Raw genomic sequence first — 23,539 nt, 5'->3', positions numbered from 1 at the left:
GGATGGCAATGTTGAGTCTGTGCATAAACAGAAAACGGCGAAAATTATTTCGCCGTTATTAAGCCTGAATGACGATGGGTTATTTACCGCCGAACAACCGGTTTTCCTGCTCCGCAACGCGGATAAAGGTAGTGCGTTTCGTCAGCTCTTTCAGGCGGTCGGCGCCCACATAGGTGCAGGCTGAACGCAAGCCGCCGAGAATATCGCGGACAGTGTTTTCAACCGGACCACGAAGGGGTAATTTCACCGTTTTGCCTTCTGCGGCGCGATATTCAGCGACGCCGCCCACGTGGCGTTTCATCGCTGATTCAGAACTCATGCCGTAAAACAGCATGAATTTTTCACCATTTTCTTCAACCACTGACCCTTCGCATTCTTCGTGCGCAGCCAACATACCGCCGAGCATTACGAAATCGGCACCGCCGCCGAAGGCTTTGGCTACGTCGCCCGGAACAGCACAGCCACCATCGCTGACGATCTGTCCGCCTAAACCATGGGCTGCATCTGCACATTCAATCACGGCAGAAAGTTGCGGATAACCTACACCGGTTTTGACGCGGGTGGTACAGACGGAACCCGGACCGATGCCAACTTTAACGATGTCTGCGCCAGAGAGGATCAATTCTTCCACCATTTCACCGGTAACAACGTTACCAGCACAAATAACTTTGTCCGGGCAAGCTTCACGCACACGCTGCAGGAAATCGACAAAGTGTTCTGAATAGCCGTTAGCAACATCAAGACACACAAACTTCAGCAGAGGCGACATCGCGAGAATTTGCAGGGTTTTGACGAAATCAGCTTCTGACGTTCCGGTTGAAACCATCACATTGCGCAGTACTGATTCATCAGCCGAGGAGATGAAAGCTTGCCATTGCTCTACGGTGTAATGCTTATGGACTGCAGTCAGCATGCCGAATGATGCCAGCACAGTCGCCATACGGAATGTCCCAACGGTATCCATATTGGCGGCAATAATTGGCGTACCAGACCAGCTGATAGCAGAGTGTTTAAATGTGAAGGTGCGCTCCAGCTCTACTTCGGAACGGCTTTTGAGGGTAGAACGTTTCGGGCGGATAAGTACGTCTTTAAAACCTAATTTCAAATCTTCTTCAATGCGCATGACGGGTTTGTCCTGGTTTGGCGACGGGTCGCTAGGGTGGCAGCAGAAAATTAGACACCCTTTCCAGTGGTTTTATCATACACAGGAAAATGACAACGGCAAGATGGCTTTTACAGCGCACATCACAGACTTTTGATTGTGTAGCTGATTAATTTTTCCAGTCCAAAACCAACACGAGAGCGGCTTGCACTTACTCATAATCTCTTTATCATTTACCCAACTAATTCTATCAGAGCATCAGCATGGCCTATATCGTTGCATTGACCGGAGGCATAGGAAGCGGAAAAAGTACCGTAGCCGAAAGCTTTGCCCGCCGCGGGGTGAGAATTGTCGATGCTGATATCATTGCACGTCAGGTTGTGGCTCCCGGTGAACCGGCGCTGGATGAACTGAGCAGACACTTTGGTAAAGATATTATTCTTGATGATGGTTCGTTAAATCGAGCCGCTTTGAGAGAATGCATTTTCAGTCATCCGGCTGAAAAAGCCTGGGTGAATCAACTGCTCCATCCCGTTATTCATGCGCGTACACAGCAGTTTATCAGGCAGGCTGAAACGGCTTACGTGCTGTGGGTGGTGCCGTTACTGGTTGAAAATGGATTACAGGCGCAGGCAAATCGCGTTTTAGTTGTAGACGTTGATCCACAAACCCAGCTTGTGCGCACAATGCAGCGCGATGGCATCAGCCGTCAGCAGGCTGAAAGTATTATTGCTGCGCAGGTGAGCCGTGAAAAACGACTGGCCTGCGCGGATGACATTATTGATAACAGCGGCGATCCTGAAACGATTGAATCGCGTGTTGCCCAATTACATAGCCGCTATTTAACATTTGCGGCATCAGTATCCCCTGAATAATTCATCAGAATATCAAGGGGAAAACAGACAGGATATTGCCAAGCATGAGTGAAGCAGCAGCCACCGTTCTTTTTGAACATCCTCTAAATGAAAAAATGCGTACCTGGCTACGCATTGAGTTTTTGTTACAGCAACTGCATGCCAATGCGCAAGTTACTGCTATCTCTTCTGCGTTGCTGTTTTTCCGCACGGCATCCGATCTGCTGGATGTTTTAGAGCGCGGGGAAGTACGTACGGATTTGCTGAAAGAGCTGGAAAGACAGCAACAGAAACTCTCCCAGTGGCAGGATGTCCCTGGCGTAGATATTTCTCGAATTGAAGGAATCCGGGCAGAGCTAAAGCAGTGCGCGGGCATCCTGATGAAAGCACCCAGAATTGGTCAGGCATTGAAAGAAGACCGGATGATCGCGCTGGTTCGTCAACGCCTGAGTATTCCTGGCGGTTGCTGCAGCTTTGATTTACCGACGCTGCATATCTGGCTGCATTTGGCGCAATCTCAGAGGGATGGCGAAGTTCAAAACTGGCTGGAAACACTGGCTCCGTTAAATAACTCGCTCACAATGGTGCTGGATTTAATCCGTCAGTCAGGCGTATTTCGCAATCAAATCAGCCTTAACGGCTTTTTCCAGGACAATGCAGAAGGCGCAGATCTGTTACGATTACGTCTGTCGATGGAAAATCTGCTTTACCCGCAAGTGTCCGGGCACAAAACCCGTTATGCCATTCGCTTTTTACCCCTCGACAGCGAACATGGTGTGGTTCCCGCGCGACTGAATTTTGATCTTGCCTGCTGCTAGGAGTTGCAAATGGATCCCGAAATTATTGAAGTAAATTGCCCGACCTGTGGCAAAACAGTGGTCTGGGGCGAACAAAGCCCTTACCGCCCATTTTGTTGTAAACGCTGCCAGTTGATCGATCTCGGCGAATGGGCCGATGAAGAGAAACGTATTCCCAGCAAAGGGGATATCAACGATCTGGATGAGTGGAGCGAAGAAGAGATTTAACGCAGCAAACAAGCGTAGAAAGGAATGACACAGAAAGGGGCTTCAGCCCCTTTTTTGCGAGAGGTATAACATTATAACTGGTTATTTTTTAGTGCTTTGACTATCTCTTCGTTCGCTGGTGGAAATTCAGTTTCATCCAACTCAGACTGTGCAACCCAGCGTTTAGGCTGCCCTTCTTTGCCGTAAGGTTCGCCCTGCCAGCTTTCTACCAAAAAGAAATGCAAAGTGATAATGCGATCGGAGAAGCGATGCTCTAACGTTTTCAGCAACACTGGAGATGTTGCATTTATCCCCACTTCTTCCTGTAACTCACGAATGACGGCCTGTTCCGGCGACTCACCCGCTTCTATCTTCCCGCCGGGAAACTCCCAACATCCTGCCATGTGTGATGAGGCATCACGCTGGGTGATAAAAATTTCTTTCTGCTCATTGCGGATGATGCCGACTGAGATATTCAGTTGCTTAATCGTCACAGTTCTCACCTTTCTCCTGACCAAGAATCCTGTACTGAAACCGTACTTTTTAAGACAAAAATAAAGGCGGTGATTAGCCGCCTTTAAGATTAACACGATGACTTAGCCTGAGATCTTACTTTTGCAGGCTGCCATGGCATTGTTTGTATTTCTTGCCGGAACCGCATGGGCAGAGATCGTTACGACCTACTTTGCGTTCGCCAGAAGAAGCAAGACGCGCGGCTTCGGCCACTTCGATTTCCTGCTGATCCTGATGGCTCAGCTGTTGCTGACGTGCCAGACGTTCAGCTTCTTCACGACGCTGAATCTCCATCGCTTCTACTTCTTCAGGCATACGTACCTGTACTTTGCTGAGCACGCTGACCACTTCGTATTTCAGCGATTCCAGCATAGAAGCAAACATGGCGAAGGATTCACGTTTGTACTCCTGCTTTGGATCTTTCTGCGCATAGCCACGTAAGTGAATACCCTGACGCAAGTAATCCATTGCTGCCAGATGCTCTTTCCACAGGGAATCAAGGGTTTGCAGCATCACGCCTTTTTCGAAGTTGCGCATCATTTCAGCGCCAACGACTTCTTCTTTACGGGCGTAAGATTCTTTCGCGATTTCCATAATACGGTCGCGCAGTGTTTCTTCATGCAGTTCTGGCTCTTTATCCAGCCACTCCGAAATCGGCATTTCCAGCTCGAAATCAGTTTTCAGACGCTGTTCCAGACCTTCAACATCCCACATTTCTTCCAGAGACTGTGGCGGAATGTAGCTGTCGATAGTGCTTTTAAACACGTCTTCACGAATGCTGGCGATGGTTTCGCTCACGTCGGACACGTCCAGCAGTTCGTTACGCTGGCTGTAGATCGCACGACGCTGGTCGCTTGCCACATCATCATATTCCAGCAATTGCTTACGAATATCGAAGTTGCGGCTTTCTACTTTACGCTGCGCATTAGCAATCGCTTTGGTCACCCAAGGATGCTCAATGGCTTCGCCTGGTTTCATCCCCAGTTTACGCATCATGCCAGTTACACGGTCAGACGCGAAGATACGCATCAGAGCATCTTCCATGGACAGATAGAAGCGTGATGAACCCGCATCACCCTGACGACCCGCACGGCCACGCAGCTGGTTATCGATACGGCGTGATTCATGACGCTCGGTACCAATGATGTGTAAACCACCGGAAGCCAGCACGGCATCGTGACGAATCTGCCATGCCGCTTTAATTTCTGCGATTTTCTCGTCTGTCGCTTCTTCGCCGAGATTCTCAACTTCAACCTGCCAGCTGCCGCCCAATACGATATCCGTACCACGACCGGCCATGTTGGTGGCGATCGTTACCGCACTTGGCTGGCCCGCCTGGGAAACAATGTCCGCTTCTTTAGCGTGGAATTTCGCGTTCAGTACGCTGTGCGCGATACCGGCTTTGGTCAGCTCATTTGAGACAACTTCTGATTTCTCAATTGAGATAGTCCCCACCAACACCGGCTGGCCATTCGCGGTGCAATTGCGAATGTCTTCGATGATTGCGCCAATTTTTTCCATTTCTGTCATGTAGACCAGGTCGGCCATGTCTTTACGCACCATCGGGCGGTTAGTTGGCACAACAATGGTATCGAGTTTATAAATGGAACTGAATTCGAATGCTTCGGTGTCCGCAGTACCGGTCATACCCGCCAGTTTTTCGTACAGACGGAAGTAGTTCTGGAAGGTAATGGAAGCCAGCGTCTGGTTTTCGTTTTGGATATCAACGCCTTCTTTCGCTTCAACCGCCTGATGTAAACCATCTGACCAGCGACGTCCCTGCATGGTACGGCCAGTGTGTTCGTCGACGATGATAACTTCACCGTCTTTCACGATGTAGTCCACATCGCGGGTAAACAGCACGTGTGCACGCAGCGCTGCGGTCACGTGGTGCATCAGCATGATGTTAGTCGGGGAATAGAGGGATTCGCCCTCTTCCATGATACCCGCTTCCATCAGCAGTTCTTCGATCAGAATCAGACCGCGTTCAGTCAGGTGAACCTGACGCGCTTTTTCATCCACTGAGAAGTGGCCTTCGCCCTGGAAGGAATCGGAGTCTTCTTTTTCCTGACGGATCAGTTTTGGAATCAGCTTATCAACGCGGGTGTACATTTCTGAGCTGTCTTCGGCCGGGCCGGAGATGATCAGCGGAGTACGCGCTTCATCGATCAAGATGGAGTCAACCTCATCCACCAGCGCATAATGCAGTTTACGCTGAACACGTTCTTCAGGGCTGAACGCCATGTTGTCACGCAGGTAGTCAAAACCGTATTCGTTGTTGGTACCGTAGGTGATATCTGCAGCATAAGCCGCACGCTTAGCCGGAGAAGGCATACCCGGTAAGTTAATACCGATGCTCAGACCCAGGAATTCAAACAGTGGACGGTTATTTTCGGCGTCACGCTGTGCCAGGTAATCGTTGACGGTAACAACGTGAACGCCCTTACCGCTCAATGCGTTCAGATAAGCAGGCAGCGTTGCGGTCAGTGTTTTACCTTCACCGGTGCGCATTTCTGCGATGCAGCGTTCGTTCAGTACCATACCGCCGAGCAACTGCACGTCGAAATGGCGCATGCCAAAGACACGTTTACTGGATTCACGTACGACAGCAAAAGCTTCAGGGATCAGATTTTCCAGCACTTCACCTTTCGCCAGACGCTCGCGGAACTCGTTGGTTTTCGCTTGCAGTTGCTCATCGGTCAACTTTTGAATTTCAGGTTCCATGCGGTTGATAAGGTCAACCACTTTGCGCATACGGCGCAGGGTACGATCATTACGGCTACCAAAAACTTTGGTCAATAATTTGATTAACATAGTGCTTAATATCTCTTGGAGGCCACCTGAGGTAGCCACTAATTTATTGATTTATAGATAGAGTTTACAATTACAGTCTGTTAAATCAGAGAGGCCGGGCCGGCACGAATGCCTTGCACCTGTGCTAACCACAGGCCGGTTTGATGCGATGAAGCATGAGAGAGGAAAGGCTGTTGCGTATGACGAATGATAACCGGAGGTTTGGATTCATGTGTCAGTAAGGCATTCAGGGTGACCAGTAAAGCGAGTTGCTGAACATGCAGCGGCTCTGCGTCTTTAGCAACGACTTCCGGTGCAGCGGTATAAACAACCTGCGGTGCCAGAGCAAAAGAAAGATGACGAATAACGGTACGTAGTGCATGCTGCTGCCAGTAATCGACACCGAAAGACGGGCGGCGATGCGCCTGGAGTAATGCCAGATTACTCAGCCCTGTACTGCCGATGTTGAGACGGTTTAGACTTGAAGACGTATTAGGAACGGCAACCAGTTCAGTTTGTGAGAGATTCGTCGACACGCCAAGGCTAGCCGCGACCATCCCCAGGAGGAGATGCGGCCAAAAATACCTTCTGCCAAATTGTCGCCAACGATTTAGAATACCAATCACACGTTTACAATCCGCCGGAGCCCATCATGCGCGATAGTCGCCCACAATTATTAGATATCCTGTTCGATGACGCCTCTTCAACGGAACAAAGCCCGCTGCGAATTGTTCAACAGCGCGCTGCGGCTTTATTAAAACTAAACCGCGCAGTGAAGGGGCTTTTACCGTCACCCATGCAACCATGGTGTCGTGTCGGTAATTATCGACAGGGAGTTTTAGTGCTGGAAATTGCTAATGCCAGCTGGATGATGCGATTACGCTATGAACAACCCGCATTACTCTCTGCACTTCGAGCGCAAATTCTACCATCATTGTCATCAATCGACATCAGGATTAATCCCTCGTTGATGGCTAAAATGGAAAATGCTTCGCAAATTGCTCAGAAAAATAAAACGATCGCAGCAGAGTCTATGCCGGTACGACATTTGAGTTCGCAGAGTGCTAATGAATTGAGAGGACTGGCGAGCCGAAGCCCGGAAAAACTGAGGAAGGCATTAGAACGACTGGCTGACCTGGCCGGAGAGAGTGCCAGAACAACCAGTCGTAATAAGTAAAACAGTAATATCTGTACCGATTATGCCAATACGGTAGAAGGGGCTTTAAAAGCCAATGGCACTTCAGCTTCATCCTGGAATGTAACGAGTTCCCAGGCTTCCTGCTGCGCCAATACCGCTTGCAGTAACTTGTTGTTCAGAGCATGACCAGACTTGAATGCGGTAAACGCACCAATAATATTATGGCCGCACATGAACAGGTCGCCGATAGCATCAAGCATTTTGTGACGAACGAATTCATCTTCAAAACGCAGACCATCTTCGTTAAGTACGCGGTAATCATCTACAACAATCGCACAATCAAAGCTGCCACCCAGGCACAAACCACGTGACTGCAGGTACTCGATATCACGCATAAAACCAAATGTGCGCGCACGGCTGATTTGGCGAACAAATGCTTCTGCAGAGAAGTTCATTTTGTAGCGCTGTGAGCTGGAATCAATCGCCGGGTGATTGAAGTCGATAGTGAAATCCAGAGAGAAACCATTGAATGGTTTGAACTCTGCCCACTTATCACCGTCTTCAACACGCACAGTCTGCTTGATGCACAGGAATTTCTTCGCGCAGTTCAGCTCTTCAATCCCTGCATCCATCAACAGATAGACGAAAGGTGCAGCACTACCGTCCATAATTGGCACTTCAGGCGCGTCGACTTCGATAACGATGTTATCGATGCCTAAACCTGCGAGGGCCGCATTAAGGTGCTCTACCGTAGAAATACGTACGTCATGCTCATTGACCAGGCAAGTACAGAGCATGGTATCACGCACGGATTTGGCATCTGCCGGGAAATCGACCGGTGGATTCAAGTCAGTGCGACGATAGATGACCCCGGTATTGGCCGGTGCAGGACGCAGAGTCAGGGTGACTTTCTTGCCGGTATGTAAACCGACGCCCGTCGCCTGAACGATACGTTTTAATGTACGTTGTTTGATCATCGTTTTTATCTCGCAATGTTATCCATCTATCCTGCCAACCTTTGCATAGTACATTAAGGTTGGCGGGATAGTTTAGCACAAAGAGCGGAGATCCTACAATTCAGACTAGTCTGCCTGCTTACGCAGGAAGGCTGGGATGTCCAGATAGTCGGGCTCTTTATTAGATTGCGCGCTTTGATCGTTGACCACTTTGGCAGCTGGCTTCGTTTCCTGCGGCAACGGAGACATCCCGTGCTGCTGGTAGCGATGATCCATAACAGGCTGGCTGGCTGGCTTGTTGGTCACCAGGGTGATCTCAGGACGTTTGTCCATGCCGATACCCGTTGCCACTACTGTTACGCGCAGTTCGTCATTCATTTCCGGGTCAAGAGAAGTCCCGATAACCACGGTGGCGTTGTCAGAGGCGAAAGCACGGATGGTGTTACCCACCGTTTCGAATTCATCCAAACGCAAATCGAAGCCCGCAGTAATGTTGACCAGAACGCCGCGCGCGCCTGACAGGTCGATATCTTCCAGCAACGGGCTGGAGATCGCCATTTCAGCCGCTTCTTCAGCACGGTCTTCACCACATGCCACACCGGAGCCCATCATGGCATAACCCATTTCGGACATAACGGTGCGCACATCGGCGAAGTCGACGTTCATCAGACCCGGACGGGTGATCAACTCAGCAATACCCTGCACCGCGCCTTTCAGCACGTCGTTGGCCGCACCGAAGGCGTCCAGCAGAGAAATACCGCGACCCAGAACTTTCAACAGCTTGTCGTTCGGGATGGTGATCAGGGAGTCCACGTGTTTGGACAGTTCAGCGATACCCTGCTCCGCGAATGCCATGCGTTTTTTGCCTTCAAAGTTGAATGGCTTAGTCACGACAGCAACGGTCAGAATACCTAAATCTTTTGCTACTTCAGCAACCACTGGCGCTGCACCGGTACCGGTACCGCCGCCCATGCCCGCTGCGATAAAGACCATGTCAGCGCCTTCGAGCGCAGCACGCAGGGCTTCGCGATCTTCTTCAGCAGAATTGCGACCCACTTCCGGGTTCGCACCAGCACCCAGACCTTTGGTAATACCGCTACCGATCTGAATCGTCTGGCCTACTGCCGTTTTGCGCAACGCCTGAGCGTCGGTATTAACGGCAAAGAATTCAACACCTTCGATGCGCTCACGCACCATGTGTTCGACAGCGTTACCGCCGCCACCGCCGACGCCGATGACTTTAATCACCGCATCGTTGGTCAGTTCCATAGGTTCAAACATAGTTTCTCTCCGTTTTGTGCCTGTCGCGTCGGGATCGAAATACTTAAAAGCATGATCCCGTTGTTAAAACATTAAAACTCTTTTCTCAGCCAGCTATTGATTCGTTTGAACCAGTTGCCCACTGAGGCGCGTTTTTCCACTTCTGCCTCACCGCTGAGGTGAGACTCCTTCCCGTAGTGCAGCAGCCCTACAGCAGTTGAGTAGTAAGGTTCCTGCGCATAATCTGTCAGCCCGGTGATGTTCAGAGGTTGCCCGATACGCACCTGGGTATGGAATACCCGCTGCGCACAAGCTGCCAGACCATCAATTTGTGCTGCACCGCCTGTCAAAACTATACCTGCGGCCAGATGATGTTTTACGCCCTGCTGACGTAACTGCTCCTGCAATTGCAAAATTTCGTCGTTCACAAGATTCAGCAATTCTGTATAACGAGGCTCGATAACTTCAGCCAGTGTCTGACGTTGCAGACTGCGTGGCGGACGTCCGCCTACGCTCGGCACTTCGACATTTTCGTCTTTGCCGACAATCGCCCCTAATGCACAACCGTGGCGAACTTTGATCGCTTCGGCATCGGTAGGTGGTGTGCCGAACGCGTAAGCGATATCACTGGTGACCACATTCCCGGCATAAGGGATTACCTTAGTATGACGCAGTGCGCCACCGGTATAAACAGCGATATCCATGGTTCCGCCACCAATATCGACGACACAGACACCTAATTCGCGTTCATCTTCGGTCAGAACGGCATAACTGGAGGCCAGACCGGCAAAAATGAGCTGATCAACTTTCAGGCCGCACCGTTCAACCGCTTTGACAATGTTCTTCGCCATATCGTTATGGCAGGTGATCAGGTGGACTTTAGCCTGCATACGCACGCCAGATAATCCGACCGGATTTTTAATGCCTTCCTGATAATCGATGGCATATTCCTGAGGAATGACGTGCAATACCCGATGCTCATCACGTACGCGTACCGACTTAGCGGTATGCACAACGTTCTCTACATCTTCCTGCGTCACTTCCTCTTCTGAAATAGGAACCATCCCTATTTCATTCTGACAACTGATATGTTTACCAGACAAAGCAAGGTAAACAGAGGAAATCTGGCAATCAGCCATCAATTCGGCCTGATCGATGGCACGCTGCACGCATTTCACCACCGATTCCAGATCGTTAACGCCACCTTTATCCATGCCCCGGGATGGGCAACTGCCCACACCGATAATGTTGACCATGCCATCGGGCAGAACTTCTCCCACCAATGCGGCGACTTTTGCAGTACCGATTTCCAGCCCAACTACCAGTTTTCTGTCCGTCGACTTGATCATTGTTGTTTAGCCTGTGCCTGATTCTGTTGCTGATTACTGTTTTGCTGGTCAATAAACTCTGGCGCCCAACCCACTGATGCACCGCTGTCATAACGTAAATCGACATAAGTGATGCGCTTTTTGTCGGCGTCAGCCTGTTGCTGGAAACGCGGATAAAGTTGGATAAAACGTTGTAAACGCCCCATCCGGTCATCTCTCCCCAATTCCAGCCGGATATCATTATCCAGGGTTAACTGCCACGAGTGGCGTGCACTCATTGCCACGGCTTTCAACGTGAACTTGCCGGCGGCCAGCGCCTGACTCATCGTTTGATAGCCTTGCAAAACATCCTGTTCACTGCCTTCCGGACCGTAGAGCAACGGCATTTTTTGGTTGACGACACGTTCAGCAGGTATGCTGAATGACTTGCCGTCAGCATCAACCATGTGCAAATCATTCCAGTGTGCGACCGGCACATACTCCACCAGGTGAATCTTCAGTTCATTCGGCCATTGCTTACGGACGCTGACCTGTTTAATCCACGGCAATCGCTCAATCTGCTGTTGGATAACATTCACATCCTGCGTCATAAACGTGCCCGGCGCCCCTAAGGACAAGATCGCCTGACGAATATCGTCGTTAGTGGTGTAATGACGCTCGCCAGTCACCACCAGCTGAGACAGCGGCAGTCGGTTTGCGTCCTGCATCCAGACCACAACTGCCCACGCGCTCCACAAAATAGTGCCTGCAACCAGCAGCAGGAATACGATCCCTGCCAGCTGACCGCCGTTACTGCGACGGCCGCCATTATTGCTCTCGGCCGTCTCTCGCTCTCGGGTATTCAGGGCGGCTTGAGACATATCAGTCAGCCAGTTCCAGAATACGGAAAACTAATTGCGGGAAGTTCAACCCGAATTGTTTCGCGGCCATCGGCACCAGGCTATGACTGGTCATGCCCGGTGAGGTATTCACTTCCAGCAGATTAAAACTGCCATCGCTGTCTTGCATCACATCAACACGCCCCCAGCCGCTGCAATCGAGCGCCTGATAAGCCTGCAATGCCAGTGCAGACAATTGCTGTTCCTGATCCTGGTTTAAGCCGCTTGGACAAAAATACTGTGTTTCATCAGACAGATACTTCGCCTGATAGTCATAAAAGGTACCGGCAGGCTGAATACGGATCGAAGGCATAATTTGCTCGCCCACGATAGCCACGGTGTATTCAGGACCACTTAGCCATTTTTCGATCAATACGTTATCGTCATGGCGGAAGCCTTCCTGCAAGGCAGGTAACAACTCATTTTCAGTCGTCACTTTGCTCATACCTACGCTGGAGCCTTCACGGCTGGGTTTGACGATCACCGGCAGGCCTAATTCAGCGATTTTTGCCGCCAACGCGCCCTGCCCTGCCGCTTCAATTTGTGAGCGATGCAGTGCCACGAACGGAGCGACCGGTAAACCCAGTGCCTGCCACACCAGTTTGGTGCGGAATTTATCCATGGTGAGTGCGGATGCCATCACGCCGCTGCCGGTATAAGGCAAACCAATTTGCTCCAGCAGCCCCTGCAATGTGCCGTCTTCACCCCCGCGACCGTGTAGCGCGATAAAGACTTTGCTGAAACCTTCTTCTTTAAGCAGTGCAACATTAAAGGTTTTGGTGTCGATGCCGTGGGCATCCACACCGGATTCACGTAAGCCAGCCAGCACCGCAGCGCCGGACTGCAATGACACATCGCGTTCTGCGGAAGTACCACCAAATAAAACTGCTACTTTCTCAGACATGATGTTCTTCACCTTTTTTCACTGGCTGCAATTTTTGGTCAGCCAATTTGCGGGCCACTCTGCCAATGGTGCCAGCGCCCTGAACCAGAACTAAATCGTCCCCTTCGAGGATCTGCGCCAGACTTTCAGGCACAGCGTCAATATCAGACACCAGAATGGGATCCAGCTTGCCACGCGCGCGAATGGTACGGCACAGCGAGCGGCTGTCAGCACCCGGGATCGGCGCTTCGCCAGCCGGGTAAACATCAAGCATAATCAGCACATCAACCTGAGACAGTACGTTGGCAAAATCATCGTACAAATCACGGGTACGCGTGTACCGGTGCGGCTGGAAAATCATGACCAGGCGTTTATTCGCCCAGCCCGCGCGTGCGGCTTTAACCGTCGCGTCCACTTCTGTCGGATGGTGACCGTAGTCATCAACCAGCATGGCGCTGCCGGATTTGCCGTTCACATTTTCCAGCGCGAATTCGCCGAGGAAATCGAAACGACGCCCGGTGCCCTGAAAACCTTCCAGCGCGCGCAGTATGGCGTCGTCGCTGATGCCTTCATCGGTTGCTACCGCAACAGCGGCGGCAGCGTTAAGGGCGTTGTGACGGCCCGGCGCATTCAGCGTCACCGTAATCTGCGGCAGATCATGACGGCGCAACGTAAAGTGCCCCTGCGCGCCTTCCTGACGATAACTTTCGATCATCACATCTGCATCTTCGCTGAAGCCGTAGGTAGTGATATGACGGCCAACACGTGGGATCAGCTCACGGATCACCGGATCATCGATACACATCACCGCACGGCCATAGAACGGCAGGTTGTGCAGGAAATTCACAAAAGTCTGTTTCAGGTTTTCAAAATCACCCTGATACGTGTCCATGTGGTCTGCTTCGATATTGGTAACAATCGCCACCATCGGTTGCAGGTGCAGGAACGACGCATCGCTTTCGTCGGCTTCTGCAATCAGGAAGCGGCTTGAGCCTAAACGCGCATGCGTGCCTGCCGCTTTCACTAAACCACCGTTTACAAAGGTCGGATCCAGTCCGGCCTCGGCATAAATACTGGTCACCATCGCTGTCGTCGTGGTTTTACCGTGCGTACCTGCCACGGCGATACCGTGACGAAAACGCATCAGCTCGGCGAGCATTTCTGCACGACGGATCACCGGGATCCGCGCTTCGCGGGCGGCGACAATCTCCGGGTTATCGGATGAGATCGCCGTAGAAACCACCACTACGCTGGCATCGAGCACATTCTCCGGGCGGTGATTGAAATAAATCGTCGCACCCAGCGCAGTCAGTTGCTGCGTCACCGCATTCGGTGCCAGGTCTGAACCGCTGATCTGATAGCCTTCATTGGCCAACACTTCGGCGATACCACCCATGCCGGCACCACCGATGCCAACAAAGTGAATGTGCCGGACACGATGCATCTCGGGCACGAAGGTACGCAGTTTCGCCAATTGTTGTGTATTCACGTTTTTATTCACTATTTCAGGTTACTGATTAATCCGTTTCTTACGGCTGGGACCACGCAATGCATGGCCCGTTCAATTTCATTTTTTACTGGCGGCAACCACTTCGGCAGCCACGCGTTCTGTCGCATCAGGGATAGCCGCTGCGCGTGCAGCGCGTGCCATTTCCATAAGATGGGTTCTGTCCCATCCGGCCATCAGATCGGCCACTGCGGCAGCACTAAAATCTTTCTGCTCGATAATCTTTGCTGCACCGGCTTTCTCCAGTGGCAGCGCATTCCAGTACTGCTGACGATCTTTATGCTGGAAGGGGATAAATATCGCCGGTAAACCCGCAGCAGCAATTTCGCTGACCGTTAAGGCACCGGAACGACACACCACCACATCCGCCCATGCGTATGCTTCTGCCATGTCATCAATAAATTCAGTGACTTTATGCTGAGTCTGGCCGACTTTTTCATAAGCCTGGTTCACTGACTCCAGCGCACCTTTACCGACCTGATGCCACAGCGTAATTTTGTCACCCATCAGCGCCGCCAATTCCGGCATGCTCTGATTAAGCACTCGCGCGCCCTGACTTCCGCCAATCACTAAAACGCGAATCGGCCCTTCACGCCCGGCCAGTCGGGTTTCTGGCAACTCCAGCGCCAGCACGTCGGTACGCACCGGATTACCGACCACGTCTGCATGAGGAAATGCGCCGGGAAATGCCTGCAATACTTTTTTGGCAATGTGCGACAAACCTTTGTTGGTCATGCCCGCAATACCGTTTTGTTCGTGTAGCACCACCGGGATCCCCAGCGACCAGGCGGCTAATCCGCCGGGACCAGAAACGTATCCACCCATGCCAAGCACCACATCTGGCTGGAAACGTTTCATGATGACTTTTGCCTGGCGCCACGCATGATATATGCGAATTGGGGCTGTGAGTTGCGCTTTCAGACCTTTCCCACGTAATCCTGAGATTTTAATAAAATCAATCCCAATACCGTGTTTAGGAACCAGATCTGCTTCCATACGATCTTCGGTTCCCAGCCAGCGAACTTCCCAGCCTTGCTCCATCAGATGATGAGCCACAGCCAGCCCCGGGAAAACATGCCCACCGGTACCGCCTGCCATCACCATTAACCGCCGGGTATTGCCACTCATCGGGCACTCCTTACAAACGCCTGGGCTTTAGCCAGCCGCGTTTCAAAATCCACTCGCAGCAATAACACGATTGCCGTCGACATAATGATCAGGCTCGAACCACCGTAACTGATGAGCGGCAGGGTCAAACCTTTGGTCGGCAACATTCCCGCTGCGGCCCCAACGTTTACCAGCGCCTGGAAACTAAACCACACGCCGATTGAGCAGGCCAAAAAGCCGGAAAATCGCTGATCAAGCTCCAAAGCACGGCGTCCAATGGACATCGCGCGAAAAGCGACGAAGAATACCATCAACAGGGCTAAAACCACACCGAAATACCCCAGTTCTTCGCCTAAAATGGAGAAGATAAAATCGGTATGCGCTTCCGGTAAATACTCCAGTTTTTGCACCGAGTTACCGAGGCCTTGCCCCCAGAATTCACCACGGCCAAACGCCATCAGTGACTGGGTTAACTGGTAGCCACTGCCAAACGGATCGGCCCACGGATTCCAGAAGGATGTCACGCGGCGCATACGGTAAGGTTCGGCGATAATCAGCAGCACAACCGCAAAGGCTCCGGAGCCGATGATGGCCAAAAACTGCCACATTTTTGCCCCTGCCAGAAACAGCATCGCCAGCGTGGTGATAAACAGTACAACCACCGTACCGAGGTCAGGCTGAGCCAGCAGCAACACGGCCAGCACAACCATCACACCCATCGGCTTACAAAATCCCCAGAAATTGCTGCGCACCTCATCGACCTTGCGCACCAGATAGCTGGCGAGATAGCAGAACAGTGATAGCTTGGAAAACTCAGCAGGCTGAATACGCAGCGGACCGAAGGAGATCCAGCGCGATGCCCCGTTGACGGAACTCCCCACCACTAACACCACCAGCAGCATGACCACTGAGAGCAAAAGCAGTACGTTGCTGTATTTCTGCCAGACCGCCATGGGTACGCGCAGCGTGACCAGTGACAACCCAAATGCCAGTGCGAGGTAAATCGCATCACGTTTGGCAAACAGGAACGGGTCATCGGCCAGACGCTGTCCAATGGGCATCGATGCCGAGGTCACCATCACGAAACCGACAATCGCCAGACCAAAGGTCAGCCACAGCAGAGTCCGGTCATACAGCACCAGCGTCACGGCGTCATTTTCTTTGGCGCCCATCACCCAGTCGTTAAACTTTCTAACGAGACCCAGCCCCGGCATACGGATCCGCATCAGCCAAGCTCCTTCGCCAGCGCGGTGAAGACATCACCCCGTTGTTCAAAACTGCGGAACTGATCGAGGCTCGCACAGGCCGGAGAAAGCAGCACCATATCGCCGGAAACCACACGCGTGCTGATGTCACGCATAGCCAGCTCCAGGGTGTCAAACAATGAAGAGACATCAGGCCGTAAATCAGCCAGCTCTGCACCGTCACGGCCAAAGCAGTAAACGCGCAGATTGTCGCCCTGCAAATAACGGGTCAACGGAGAGAAATCAGCCGATTTGCCATCACCACCTAACAGCAGGTGCAACGTCCCCTCAACCTGCAGGCCATTCAGCGCCGCTTCGGTGCTGCCGACGTTGGTCGCTTTAGAATCATTTATCCAGCGCACGCCGTTATGTTGCCAGGCAATCTGGAAACGGTGAGCCAGACCGGTAAACGTGGTCAGTGCTTTCAGGCTGGAGGCATGTGGAACGCCGACAGCATCCGCCAGCGCCAGTGCAGCCAGCGCATTGGTATAATTGTGACGGCCAGTCAGCGGCATCTCATGGGTATTAAGAACTTTCTCGCCACGCACACGCAGCCAGATGTCATCCTGCTGACGGGTCAGGTGGTAATCACCGACATCCACACCAAAGCTCACGCAACGTTTATCTGCGCCCCGCACCGGCATGGTCAGTGCATCGTCCGCATTGACGACGCACAGCGCGGCGTTTTCATAGACTTTCAGTTTTGCAGCCCGATACTGCTGCAAGCCAAACGGATAACGATCCATATGATCTTCGGACACATTCAGGATCGTGGCCGCAGCAGCATGTAAACTTTCCGTGGTTTCCAGCTGGAAGCTCGACAGCTCAAGCACGAACAGATCGTATTCGTGATCCAGCATGGTCAGCGCCGGCAAGCCGATATTGCCCCCCACGCCGACACGCCATCCGGCGGCTTTCGCCATTTCACCCACCATCATGGTCACTGTGCTTTTACCGTTTGAACCAGTGATCGCCACAATCGGCGTATCGGTTTCCCGGCAGAACAGTTCGATATCACCAACGATTTCCACACCGGCTTCTGCGGCGGCGCTCAGTGCTGGCGTCGCCAGGGCAATGCCCGGGCTTGCGACGATCAAATCAGCGTCCAGCAGCCACTCTTCATTGAGCGAACCGAGATGGCGCTCAATGTTATCCGCAAGTTTGTCCAGTCCTGACGGGCTGACGCGGGTATCAATAACACGCGGCGTAACGCCACGTGCCACAAAGAAATCAACACAGGAGAGGCCGGTCAGCCCCAGCCCGATAATGACAACTTTTTTACCCTGATAGTCAGCCATAATTACCGCACCTTCAGCGTAGCGAGGCCGATCAACACCAGCATCAGCGAAATAATCCAGAAGCGCACGATGACACGCGGTTCCGGCCAGCCTTTAAGTTCGTAGTGATGATGAATAGGCGCCATACGGAAAATACGCTGCCCGCGTAACTTAAAGGACCCGACTTGCAGGATAACCGACAGTGTTTCGACGACGAACACACCGCCCATAATCACCAGTAAGAATTCCTGACGCAGCAGAACGGCGATGGTACCCAGCGCGCCGCCCAGAGCCAGAGAGCCGACGTCGCCCATGAACACTTGTGCCGGATAGGTGTTAAACCACAGGAATCCAAGTCCGGCACCGACAATGGCGGTACACACGATCACCAGTTCCCCCGCATGACGCAGATAGGGAATATGCAGGTAACTGGCAAAATTCATGTTACCCGTGGCCCATGCGACCAGCGCAAAACCTGCTGCGACAAATACCGTAGGCATAATCGCCAGACCGTCCAGACCGTCCGTCAGGTTTACCGCGTTGCTGGTGCCCACGATCACGAAATAGCTCAGCAGGATGTACAGCAGACCTAGCTGTGGCATGACGTCTTTAAAGAACGGTACAACCAATTCAGTCGCGGGCGTGTCTTTGCCGATGGCGTACATCGTAAATGCCGCGGCCAGCGCGATGACGGACTGCCAGAAGTATTTCCAGCGGGCTATCAGCCCTTTGGTGTCTTTACGCACGACTTTCCGATAATCATCGATGAAACCGACAACGCCGTAGCCAATAAGAACAAACAGCACGCACCAGACATACGGGTTCGACGGATATGCCCACATCAGCACTGAAATAGTGATAGAGGCCAAAATCATCAGGCCGCCCATCGTTGGCGTACCGCGTTTACTAAAATGTGATTCCGGGCCGTCGTTGCGAACAACCTGACCAAATGACATTTTTTGCAAACGGGCGATCATCCGTGGACCAATCCACAATGACAGGAAAAGTGCAGTCAGCAGGCTGACAATGGCGCGAAACGTCAGGTAGGAAAAGACGTTGAAGCCGGAATAATATTTGACCAAGTGTTCGGCCAGCCAAACTAACATGTTGCATTCTCCTGTAACGCGCGTACTACCTGCTCCATTGCGGCACTACGTGAACCTTTAATCAAAACGGTAATTACCGCATGTTCAGACAGTAAGCTCGTTAAACGGGCCGTCAGGGCTGCCTTATCCTCTACATGCTCACCACAGCCACTGAGATCACTGATGATGCGGCTGTCATGGCCAATACTGAATACTTTGTCGATACCTGCGTCGCGGATGGCTTCGCCAACCTGACGGTGGCAACTTTCGCTTTCCGCACCCAGCTCTGCCATATCGCCCACTGCCATCACGCGGTAGCCAGGCATCTCGGCCAAAACCTGCGCGGCAGCGGTCATGGAACCGACGTTGGCGTTGTAGCTGTCATCAAGAAGAGTTTTCCCTTCGCTCAGCACAATCGGGAACAAGCGCCCTTTCACTGATTGCAGCGTCGCAAGCCCTGCGCGCACGTTATCCAGCGAGGCACCGGCTGAGAGTGCCAGCGCCGCAGCGGCCAGCGCGTTAGCGATATTGTGACGACCAGGAACAGGCAGCGAGACATCAATGCTGCCCTGAGGGGAATGTAAAGTGAATGCGGTATTCAGCGGGCTGAGTCTGACATCCGAGGCGCTGAAGTCGATGTCAGCACGCTGGGTCGCAGAGAAACGCCAGACCTTTTTACCGGTAAGCTTGTGCTGCCAGTTTGCCCAGTCATTATTATCTGCGTTGATCACAGCGATGCCGTCGTCCGGCAACCCTTCGAAAATCTCGCCTTTCGCCTGGGCAACCCCGGCCAGTGAACCGAAACCTTCAAGATGTGCGGCAGAGAGGTTGTTTATCAGCGCCGTTTCAGGACGCGCCAGCGCAGTGGTGTAGGCGATTTCACCCGCATGATTTGCGCCCATTTCGATAACTGCAAAATCGTGTTCTGCGGTCAGACGTAATAAGGTCAGCGGCACGCCGATGTCATTATTGAAGTTGCCTGCGGTATACAGCACATTACCGCACTCACGCAAAATCGCGGCGGTCATCTCTTTCACCGAGGTTTTGCCGGAAGAACCCGTAAGGCCAACCACGCGTGCAGGGACCTGCTGACGCACCCAGCCGCCGAGTTGTCCCAGCGAGATGCGGGTGTCAGCTACCACTAACTGCGGGACATCCACCGGTAAGCGCTTACTTACCAGCAACGCCCCTGAACCGGCCTTTACAGCCTCTGCAGCAAAGTCATGGGCATCATACTTCTCGCCTTTCAGGGCAATGAACAAACCGCCCGGCGTGACCTGACGGGTATCGGTTGTGACGCTGTCAATTTGGGTATCGTTGCCGATAAGTTCAGCATTGAGTGCCGCCGCCAACGTTTGCAGGGAAACGCGGATCATGCGATCACCCCCAGTAAACGGGCAACGGTGACACGATCGGAGTAATCAAGACGCTGATTACCGACAAGCTGATAATCCTCATGACCTTTACCCGCAATCAGCACAACGTCATTTTCCGTTGCCTGCATAATCGCGCTGGTCACCGCTTCTGCGCGACCATGAATTTCCTGAGCACGCCCGCCATCGAGCAGCCCGGCAAGGATGTCTGCGACAATAGCGCGAGGCTCTTCGCTGCGTGGGTTATCGTCAGTCACGATTACGCGGTCAGCGTATTGTTCTGCAATGCCGCCCATCAGCGGGCGCTTACCTTTATCACGATCACCGCCGCAGCCAAACACACACCACAGCGTGCCACGGCAATGCAAGCGGGCTGCCGCCAGCGCTTTTTCCAGCGCGTCCGGCGTGTGGGCATAATCCACGACTGCTGTCGGTTTGCCCGGCGCATTGAAGACTTCCATGCGGCCGCACACCGGTTGTAATTGCGAGCTCACCGCCAGCAGTTGTGCCAGCGGGTAATCCTGAGACAGCAGGGTCGCCAGCGCCACCAGCAGGTTGCTGACGTTGAAAGCGCCCATCAGACGGCTTTCCAGCAGCCCTTCGCCCCAGCTTGAATCGATGTTTACGGTGGCGCCGTTGTCGTGATAATTCGCGCTGCGCGCCGCCAGCCAGCGGCCTTTCCAGCCTGCCGGAATTTTATCTTCCATGGTGACGGCAATAGCGTCAGGGGTTTTAGCCAGCCAGCGCAACCCGACGTCATCGTCAGCATTAATAATTTTTTGGCCGACCTGATGCGAAGCGAAGAGCTGCCATTTGGCATCTTCGTAACTTTGCATGTCACCGTGGTAATCAAGATGATCGCGGCTCAGGTTGGTAAATGCGGCTGCCGCAAACGGCAGTGCGGCCACACGATGCTGAACCAGTCCGTGGGAAGAGACTTCCATTGCGGCAAAGGTTGCACCCTGTTTCACCAGGTCAGCCAGAATGTGCTGAACCTGCACGGCAGAGCCGGTGGTATTTTCTGCCGGAACCACTTTGTCCAGCAAACCATTTCCGACGGTGCCCATGACGGCACTGGTTTCGCCCAGCAACTGGCTCCACTGCGCCAGCAACTGCGTGGTCGTGGTTTTGCCGTTGGTGCCGGTCACGCCAATCAGGCGCAAAGCATTGCCTGGTTGATGATAAAAACGCCCGGCCAGTTCAGAAAGCAGGACATTCAGATTCTCGAGATAAATTACCGGTACACCATGCATCTGGCAGACCGTTCCGTGCTCTTGCTCACCCTGTGCTTCGGCCACGACGGCAGCGACGCCCTGGGCAATTGCCTGGGGAATAAAACGACGCCCATCACTGGTATGGCCTGAAATCGCGACAAACAGATCTCCGGCAGCCGCCACGCGGCTGTCTAAAATCATCTCTTTTAGCGCTACTGCCGGGGCATCACTCACCCAGGGCGCTAATAGGTCGCGCAAATTACGATCTGCCACCTGAAGCCTCTTTTTGATTATTCACTATGTCTGCATTTTCATCGGCAGTCAGCGCATCCGGTTCAACGTTCATGGTGCGCAATACGCCGCCCATGATGGCGCCAAACACCGGAGCGGAAACGGCCCCACCGTAATACTTCCCTGCCTGCGGATCGTTGATTACAACCACCAGTGCAAATCTTGGATTGCTTGCCGGTGCAACGCCTGCGGTGTAGGCAATGTATTTGTTCACGTATTTCCCATCGGGACCGACTTTCTTCGCGGTACCGGTTTTAATCGCAATGCGGTAACCCTTGATCGCGGCCTTCACGCCACCGCCGCCAGGCAGCGCGACGCTTTCCATCATGTGAACGACGCTGCGCACAACAGGCTCAGGGAAGATGCGTTCACCGGATACCGGGGGATCAACCCGGGTTATCGACAGCGGACGATAAATGCCCATGCTGCCAATCGTTGCGTAGACTCGCGCCAGCTGGAGAGGTGTCACCATTAGCCCGTAGCCGAAAGAGAAGGTGGCCCTCTCTATGTCAGACCACCGTTGTTTTTTAGGGTATAAGCCACTGCTTTCTCCAACCAGCCCCAAATTGGTCGGTTTTCCCAATCCGAATCGCGAGTAAGTGTCTACCAGCTCTGCGGACGGCATCGATAACGCCAGTCGTGAAACACCGACGTTACTCGACTTCTGCAAGATACCCGTGACGGAAAGCTCCGCGTAACGGGCCACATCTTTAATCTCATGACCATTAATCCGGTACGGCAAGGTGTTCAGCACGCTGTTCTCACGCACGACACCATTTTTCAACGCCGTCATCACCACCATAGGTTTTACCGTGGAACCTGGCTCGAAGATGTCGGTGATCGCCCGGTTACGCATCACGTCTTTCGGCGTATTCGGCATGTTATTTGGGTTGTAGGACGGGCTGTTCGCCATCGCCAGCACTTCACCGGTTTGCACATCCACCAGCACGGCAGTGCCTGATTCGGCTTTGTTGAAGGCTACCGCGTTGTTCAGCTCGCGATAAACCAGCGCCTGAAGACGTTCATCGATGCTGAGCGCCAGATTGTGCGCTGCCTGGCTATCCACTGAGGAGATGTCTTCGATAACACGACCGAAACGGTCTTTACGGATGGTGCGCTCGCCCGGTTTTCCCGTCAGCCAGCGGTCAAAACTTTTCTCAACACCCTCGATACCTTCACCATCAATGTTAGTGACACCAATGACGTGCGAGGTGACCTGGCCTGCCGGATAGTAACGACGTGACTCCTGGCGCAGGGAAATCCCCGGAAGTTTGAGTTTGTGAATATATTCGCCGACAGAAGGGTTTATCTGGCGGGCGAGATAAACGAAACGGCCTTTAGGGTTGGCATTGATACGGGCAGAAAGTTGGTCAAGCGGCATATTCAGCGCGTCAGCCAGCGCTTTCCATTTGGTATCAACCGTGATGCCGCCCCGGTCGATGATTTCTTTCGGATCAGCCCAGATAGCATTGACCGGCACGCTGACCGCGAGAGGGCGGCCTGAGCGATCGGTAATCATCCCACGGGAGGTCGGAATGGTTTGAACGCGCAGGGAGCGTAAGTCCCCTTCCTTGACCAACTTGTCCGGGTTAATCACCTGCAGATAAGCTACCCGCAACATCAGCCCCAGTAATGCCAGCAAAATACAGGCGCACAACAACGCAAAACGCCAGCTTATAAAGCTGGCTTGATCTTCTGGACGCTTTAACTTCGCGGTGCGTGTTGCTTTCAT

At 52.8% G+C, this 23,539-nt stretch carries 21 protein-coding genes; 4 read left to right on the top strand and 17 right to left on the bottom strand.

The features are described from left to right. Positions 1 to 79 precede the first annotated feature (79 nt). Positions 80 to 1,123 (bottom strand): GMP reductase, encoded by a 1,044-nt coding sequence (locus ABSH60_RS13120; protein WP_183848585.1) that lies wholly within the window; start codon positions 1,121 to 1,123, stop codon positions 80 to 82. Between the two features lie 242 nt (positions 1,124 to 1,365). Between ABSH60_RS13120 and coaE the strand changes: the two genes are divergently transcribed. The 3 genes from coaE to yacG are packed head-to-tail and all read left to right on the top strand — an operon-like array spanning position 1,366 to position 2,981. Next, entirely contained in the window at positions 1,366 to 1,977 is a 612-nt protein-coding gene (coaE, locus tag ABSH60_RS13115) for a dephospho-CoA kinase (protein WP_390974270.1), read from the top strand. 44 nt (positions 1,978 to 2,021) lie between these two features. Further along, entirely contained in the window at positions 2,022 to 2,774 is a 753-nt protein-coding gene (gene zapD, locus ABSH60_RS13110; RefSeq protein WP_056776993.1) for a cell division protein ZapD, read from the top strand. Positions 2,775 to 2,783: 9 nt separating this feature from the next. Beyond that, the gene (gene yacG / locus ABSH60_RS13105; protein WP_056776990.1) at positions 2,784 to 2,981 is read left to right on the top strand and encodes a DNA gyrase inhibitor YacG; all 198 of its coding nucleotides are present in this window, start codon (positions 2,784 to 2,786) and stop codon (positions 2,979 to 2,981) included. A 71-nt stretch (positions 2,982 to 3,052) separates the two neighbouring features. Here the strand turns inward: yacG and mutT are convergent, their stop codons facing one another. The 3 genes from mutT to secM form a co-directional block, all read right to left on the bottom strand. After that, complete coding sequence (mutT, locus tag ABSH60_RS13100) at positions 3,053 to 3,448, bottom strand: 8-oxo-dGTP diphosphatase MutT (protein ID WP_168734096.1); 396 nt, start codon at positions 3,446 to 3,448, stop codon at positions 3,053 to 3,055. A gap of 121 nt (positions 3,449 to 3,569) precedes the next feature. Continuing rightward, the gene (secA, locus tag ABSH60_RS13095) at positions 3,570 to 6,287 is read right to left on the bottom strand and encodes a preprotein translocase subunit SecA (protein WP_056776988.1); all 2,718 of its coding nucleotides are present in this window, start codon (positions 6,285 to 6,287) and stop codon (positions 3,570 to 3,572) included. Between the two features lie 80 nt (positions 6,288 to 6,367). Continuing rightward, positions 6,368 to 6,892, bottom strand: coding sequence for a secA translation cis-regulator SecM (gene secM / locus ABSH60_RS13090; protein WP_056776984.1), 525 nt, complete (start codon positions 6,890 to 6,892; stop codon positions 6,368 to 6,370). Positions 6,893 to 6,918: 26 nt separating this feature from the next. Here secM and ABSH60_RS13085 point away from each other — a divergent pair, with 26 nt between their 5' ends. Beyond that, the gene (locus tag ABSH60_RS13085; RefSeq protein WP_056776980.1) at positions 6,919 to 7,443 is read left to right on the top strand and encodes a DUF721 domain-containing protein; all 525 of its coding nucleotides are present in this window, start codon (positions 6,919 to 6,921) and stop codon (positions 7,441 to 7,443) included. Positions 7,444 to 7,463: 20 nt separating this feature from the next. Here the strand turns inward: ABSH60_RS13085 and lpxC are convergent, their stop codons facing one another. The 13 genes from lpxC to ABSH60_RS13020 all read right to left on the bottom strand — a co-directional run bounded on the left by lpxC (position 7,464) and on the right by ABSH60_RS13020 (position 23,539). Then, entirely contained in the window at positions 7,464 to 8,381 is a 918-nt protein-coding gene (gene lpxC / locus ABSH60_RS13080) for a UDP-3-O-acyl-N-acetylglucosamine deacetylase (RefSeq protein WP_390974269.1), read from the bottom strand. 105 nt (positions 8,382 to 8,486) lie between these two features. Further along, positions 8,487 to 9,641, bottom strand: coding sequence for a cell division protein FtsZ (ftsZ, locus tag ABSH60_RS13075; protein WP_013577005.1), 1,155 nt, complete (start codon positions 9,639 to 9,641; stop codon positions 8,487 to 8,489). A 71-nt stretch (positions 9,642 to 9,712) separates the two neighbouring features. Beyond that, positions 9,713 to 10,969 carry a cell division protein FtsA gene (gene ftsA, locus ABSH60_RS13070; protein ID WP_056776972.1) on the bottom strand — a complete coding sequence of 419 codons (1,257 nt, stop codon included), beginning with the start codon at positions 10,967 to 10,969 and terminating at the stop codon, positions 9,713 to 9,715. After that, positions 10,966 to 11,808 (bottom strand): cell division protein FtsQ, encoded by an 843-nt coding sequence (gene ftsQ / locus ABSH60_RS13065; RefSeq protein ID WP_056776967.1) that lies wholly within the window; start codon positions 11,806 to 11,808, stop codon positions 10,966 to 10,968. The genes ftsA and ftsQ overlap by 4 nt, the downstream gene beginning before the upstream one ends. Position 11,809: 1 nt before the next feature. Then, positions 11,810 to 12,730, bottom strand: a complete 921-nt coding sequence (locus tag ABSH60_RS13060; protein WP_390974268.1) for a D-alanine--D-alanine ligase — start codon at positions 12,728 to 12,730, stop codon at positions 11,810 to 11,812. After that, positions 12,723 to 14,198 carry a UDP-N-acetylmuramate--L-alanine ligase gene (gene murC, locus ABSH60_RS13055; protein ID WP_056777225.1) on the bottom strand — a complete coding sequence of 492 codons (1,476 nt, stop codon included), beginning with the start codon at positions 14,196 to 14,198 and terminating at the stop codon, positions 12,723 to 12,725. The genes ABSH60_RS13060 and murC overlap by 8 nt, the downstream gene beginning before the upstream one ends. Positions 14,199 to 14,276: 78 nt before the next feature. Next, positions 14,277 to 15,344, bottom strand: coding sequence for an undecaprenyldiphospho-muramoylpentapeptide beta-N-acetylglucosaminyltransferase (gene murG / locus ABSH60_RS13050; RefSeq protein WP_056776960.1), 1,068 nt, complete (start codon positions 15,342 to 15,344; stop codon positions 14,277 to 14,279). Next, a complete protein-coding gene (ftsW, locus tag ABSH60_RS13045; RefSeq protein ID WP_390975757.1) occupies positions 15,341 to 16,543 on the bottom strand; it encodes a cell division protein FtsW in 1,203 nt (400 codons plus the stop codon). Before ftsW ends, murG begins: the two co-directional genes overlap by 4 nt. 5 nt (positions 16,544 to 16,548) lie before the next feature. Then, positions 16,549 to 17,865, bottom strand: coding sequence for a UDP-N-acetylmuramoyl-L-alanine--D-glutamate ligase (murD, locus tag ABSH60_RS13040; RefSeq protein ID WP_183848581.1), 1,317 nt, complete (start codon positions 17,863 to 17,865; stop codon positions 16,549 to 16,551). A gap of 2 nt (positions 17,866 to 17,867) precedes the next feature. Continuing rightward, entirely contained in the window at positions 17,868 to 18,950 is a 1,083-nt protein-coding gene (gene mraY, locus ABSH60_RS13035; protein ID WP_056776950.1) for a phospho-N-acetylmuramoyl-pentapeptide-transferase, read from the bottom strand. Then, entirely contained in the window at positions 18,944 to 20,305 is a 1,362-nt protein-coding gene (murF, locus tag ABSH60_RS13030; RefSeq protein ID WP_390974266.1) for a UDP-N-acetylmuramoyl-tripeptide--D-alanyl-D-alanine ligase, read from the bottom strand. Before murF ends, mraY begins: the two co-directional genes overlap by 7 nt. Further along, positions 20,302 to 21,789 (bottom strand): UDP-N-acetylmuramoyl-L-alanyl-D-glutamate--2,6-diaminopimelate ligase, encoded by a 1,488-nt coding sequence (gene murE / locus ABSH60_RS13025; RefSeq protein ID WP_390974264.1) that lies wholly within the window; start codon positions 21,787 to 21,789, stop codon positions 20,302 to 20,304. The genes murF and murE overlap by 4 nt, the downstream gene beginning before the upstream one ends. Next, positions 21,776 to 23,539: a peptidoglycan glycosyltransferase FtsI gene (locus tag ABSH60_RS13020; RefSeq protein ID WP_056776939.1), complete on the bottom strand. Its 1,764-nt coding sequence runs from the start codon at positions 23,537 to 23,539 to the stop codon at positions 21,776 to 21,778. Before ABSH60_RS13020 ends, murE begins: the two co-directional genes overlap by 14 nt.

The sequence above is a fragment of the Rahnella sp. R3(2024) genome (genome assembly GCF_042920125.1).
In the GTDB taxonomy this organism is placed as follows: domain Bacteria; phylum Pseudomonadota; class Gammaproteobacteria; order Enterobacterales; family Enterobacteriaceae; genus Rahnella; species Rahnella rivi.
This window is presented reverse-complemented; position numbering and strand designations above follow the sequence as displayed.

Coding starts and splice junctions, on each gene's coding strand:
- ABSH60_RS13120 (WP_183848585.1), bottom strand. CDS start 1,123: ATGCGCATTGAAGAAGATTTGAAATTAGGTTTTAAAGACGTACTTATC.
- lpxC (WP_390974269.1), bottom strand. CDS start 8,381: ATGATCAAACAACGTACATTAAAACGTATCGTTCAGGCGACGGGCGTC.
- coaE (WP_390974270.1), top strand. CDS start 1,366: ATGGCCTATATCGTTGCATTGACCGGAGGCATAGGAAGCGGAAAAAGT.
- mraY (WP_056776950.1), bottom strand. CDS start 18,950: ATGTTAGTTTGGCTGGCCGAACACTTGGTCAAATATTATTCCGGCTTC.
- ABSH60_RS13060 (WP_390974268.1), bottom strand. CDS start 12,730: ATGTCTGAGAAAGTAGCAGTTTTATTTGGTGGTACTTCCGCAGAACGC.
- ftsQ (WP_056776967.1), bottom strand. CDS start 11,808: ATGTCTCAAGCCGCCCTGAATACCCGAGAGCGAGAGACGGCCGAGAGC.
- ABSH60_RS13085 (WP_056776980.1), top strand. CDS start 6,919: ATGCGCGATAGTCGCCCACAATTATTAGATATCCTGTTCGATGACGCC.
- murF (WP_390974266.1), bottom strand. CDS start 20,305: ATGATCCGCGTTTCCCTGCAAACGTTGGCGGCGGCACTCAATGCTGAA.
- murG (WP_056776960.1), bottom strand. CDS start 15,344: ATGAGTGGCAATACCCGGCGGTTAATGGTGATGGCAGGCGGTACCGGT.
- ABSH60_RS13020 (WP_056776939.1), bottom strand. CDS start 23,539: ATGAAAGCAACACGCACCGCGAAGTTAAAGCGTCCAGAAGATCAAGCC.
- secA (WP_056776988.1), bottom strand. CDS start 6,287: ATGTTAATCAAATTATTGACCAAAGTTTTTGGTAGCCGTAATGATCGT.
- ftsZ (WP_013577005.1), bottom strand. CDS start 9,641: ATGTTTGAACCTATGGAACTGACCAACGATGCGGTGATTAAAGTCATC.
- yacG (WP_056776990.1), top strand. CDS start 2,784: ATGGATCCCGAAATTATTGAAGTAAATTGCCCGACCTGTGGCAAAACA.
- zapD (WP_056776993.1), top strand. CDS start 2,022: ATGAGTGAAGCAGCAGCCACCGTTCTTTTTGAACATCCTCTAAATGAA.
- murD (WP_183848581.1), bottom strand. CDS start 17,865: ATGGCTGACTATCAGGGTAAAAAAGTTGTCATTATCGGGCTGGGGCTG.
- ftsA (WP_056776972.1), bottom strand. CDS start 10,969: ATGATCAAGTCGACGGACAGAAAACTGGTAGTTGGGCTGGAAATCGGT.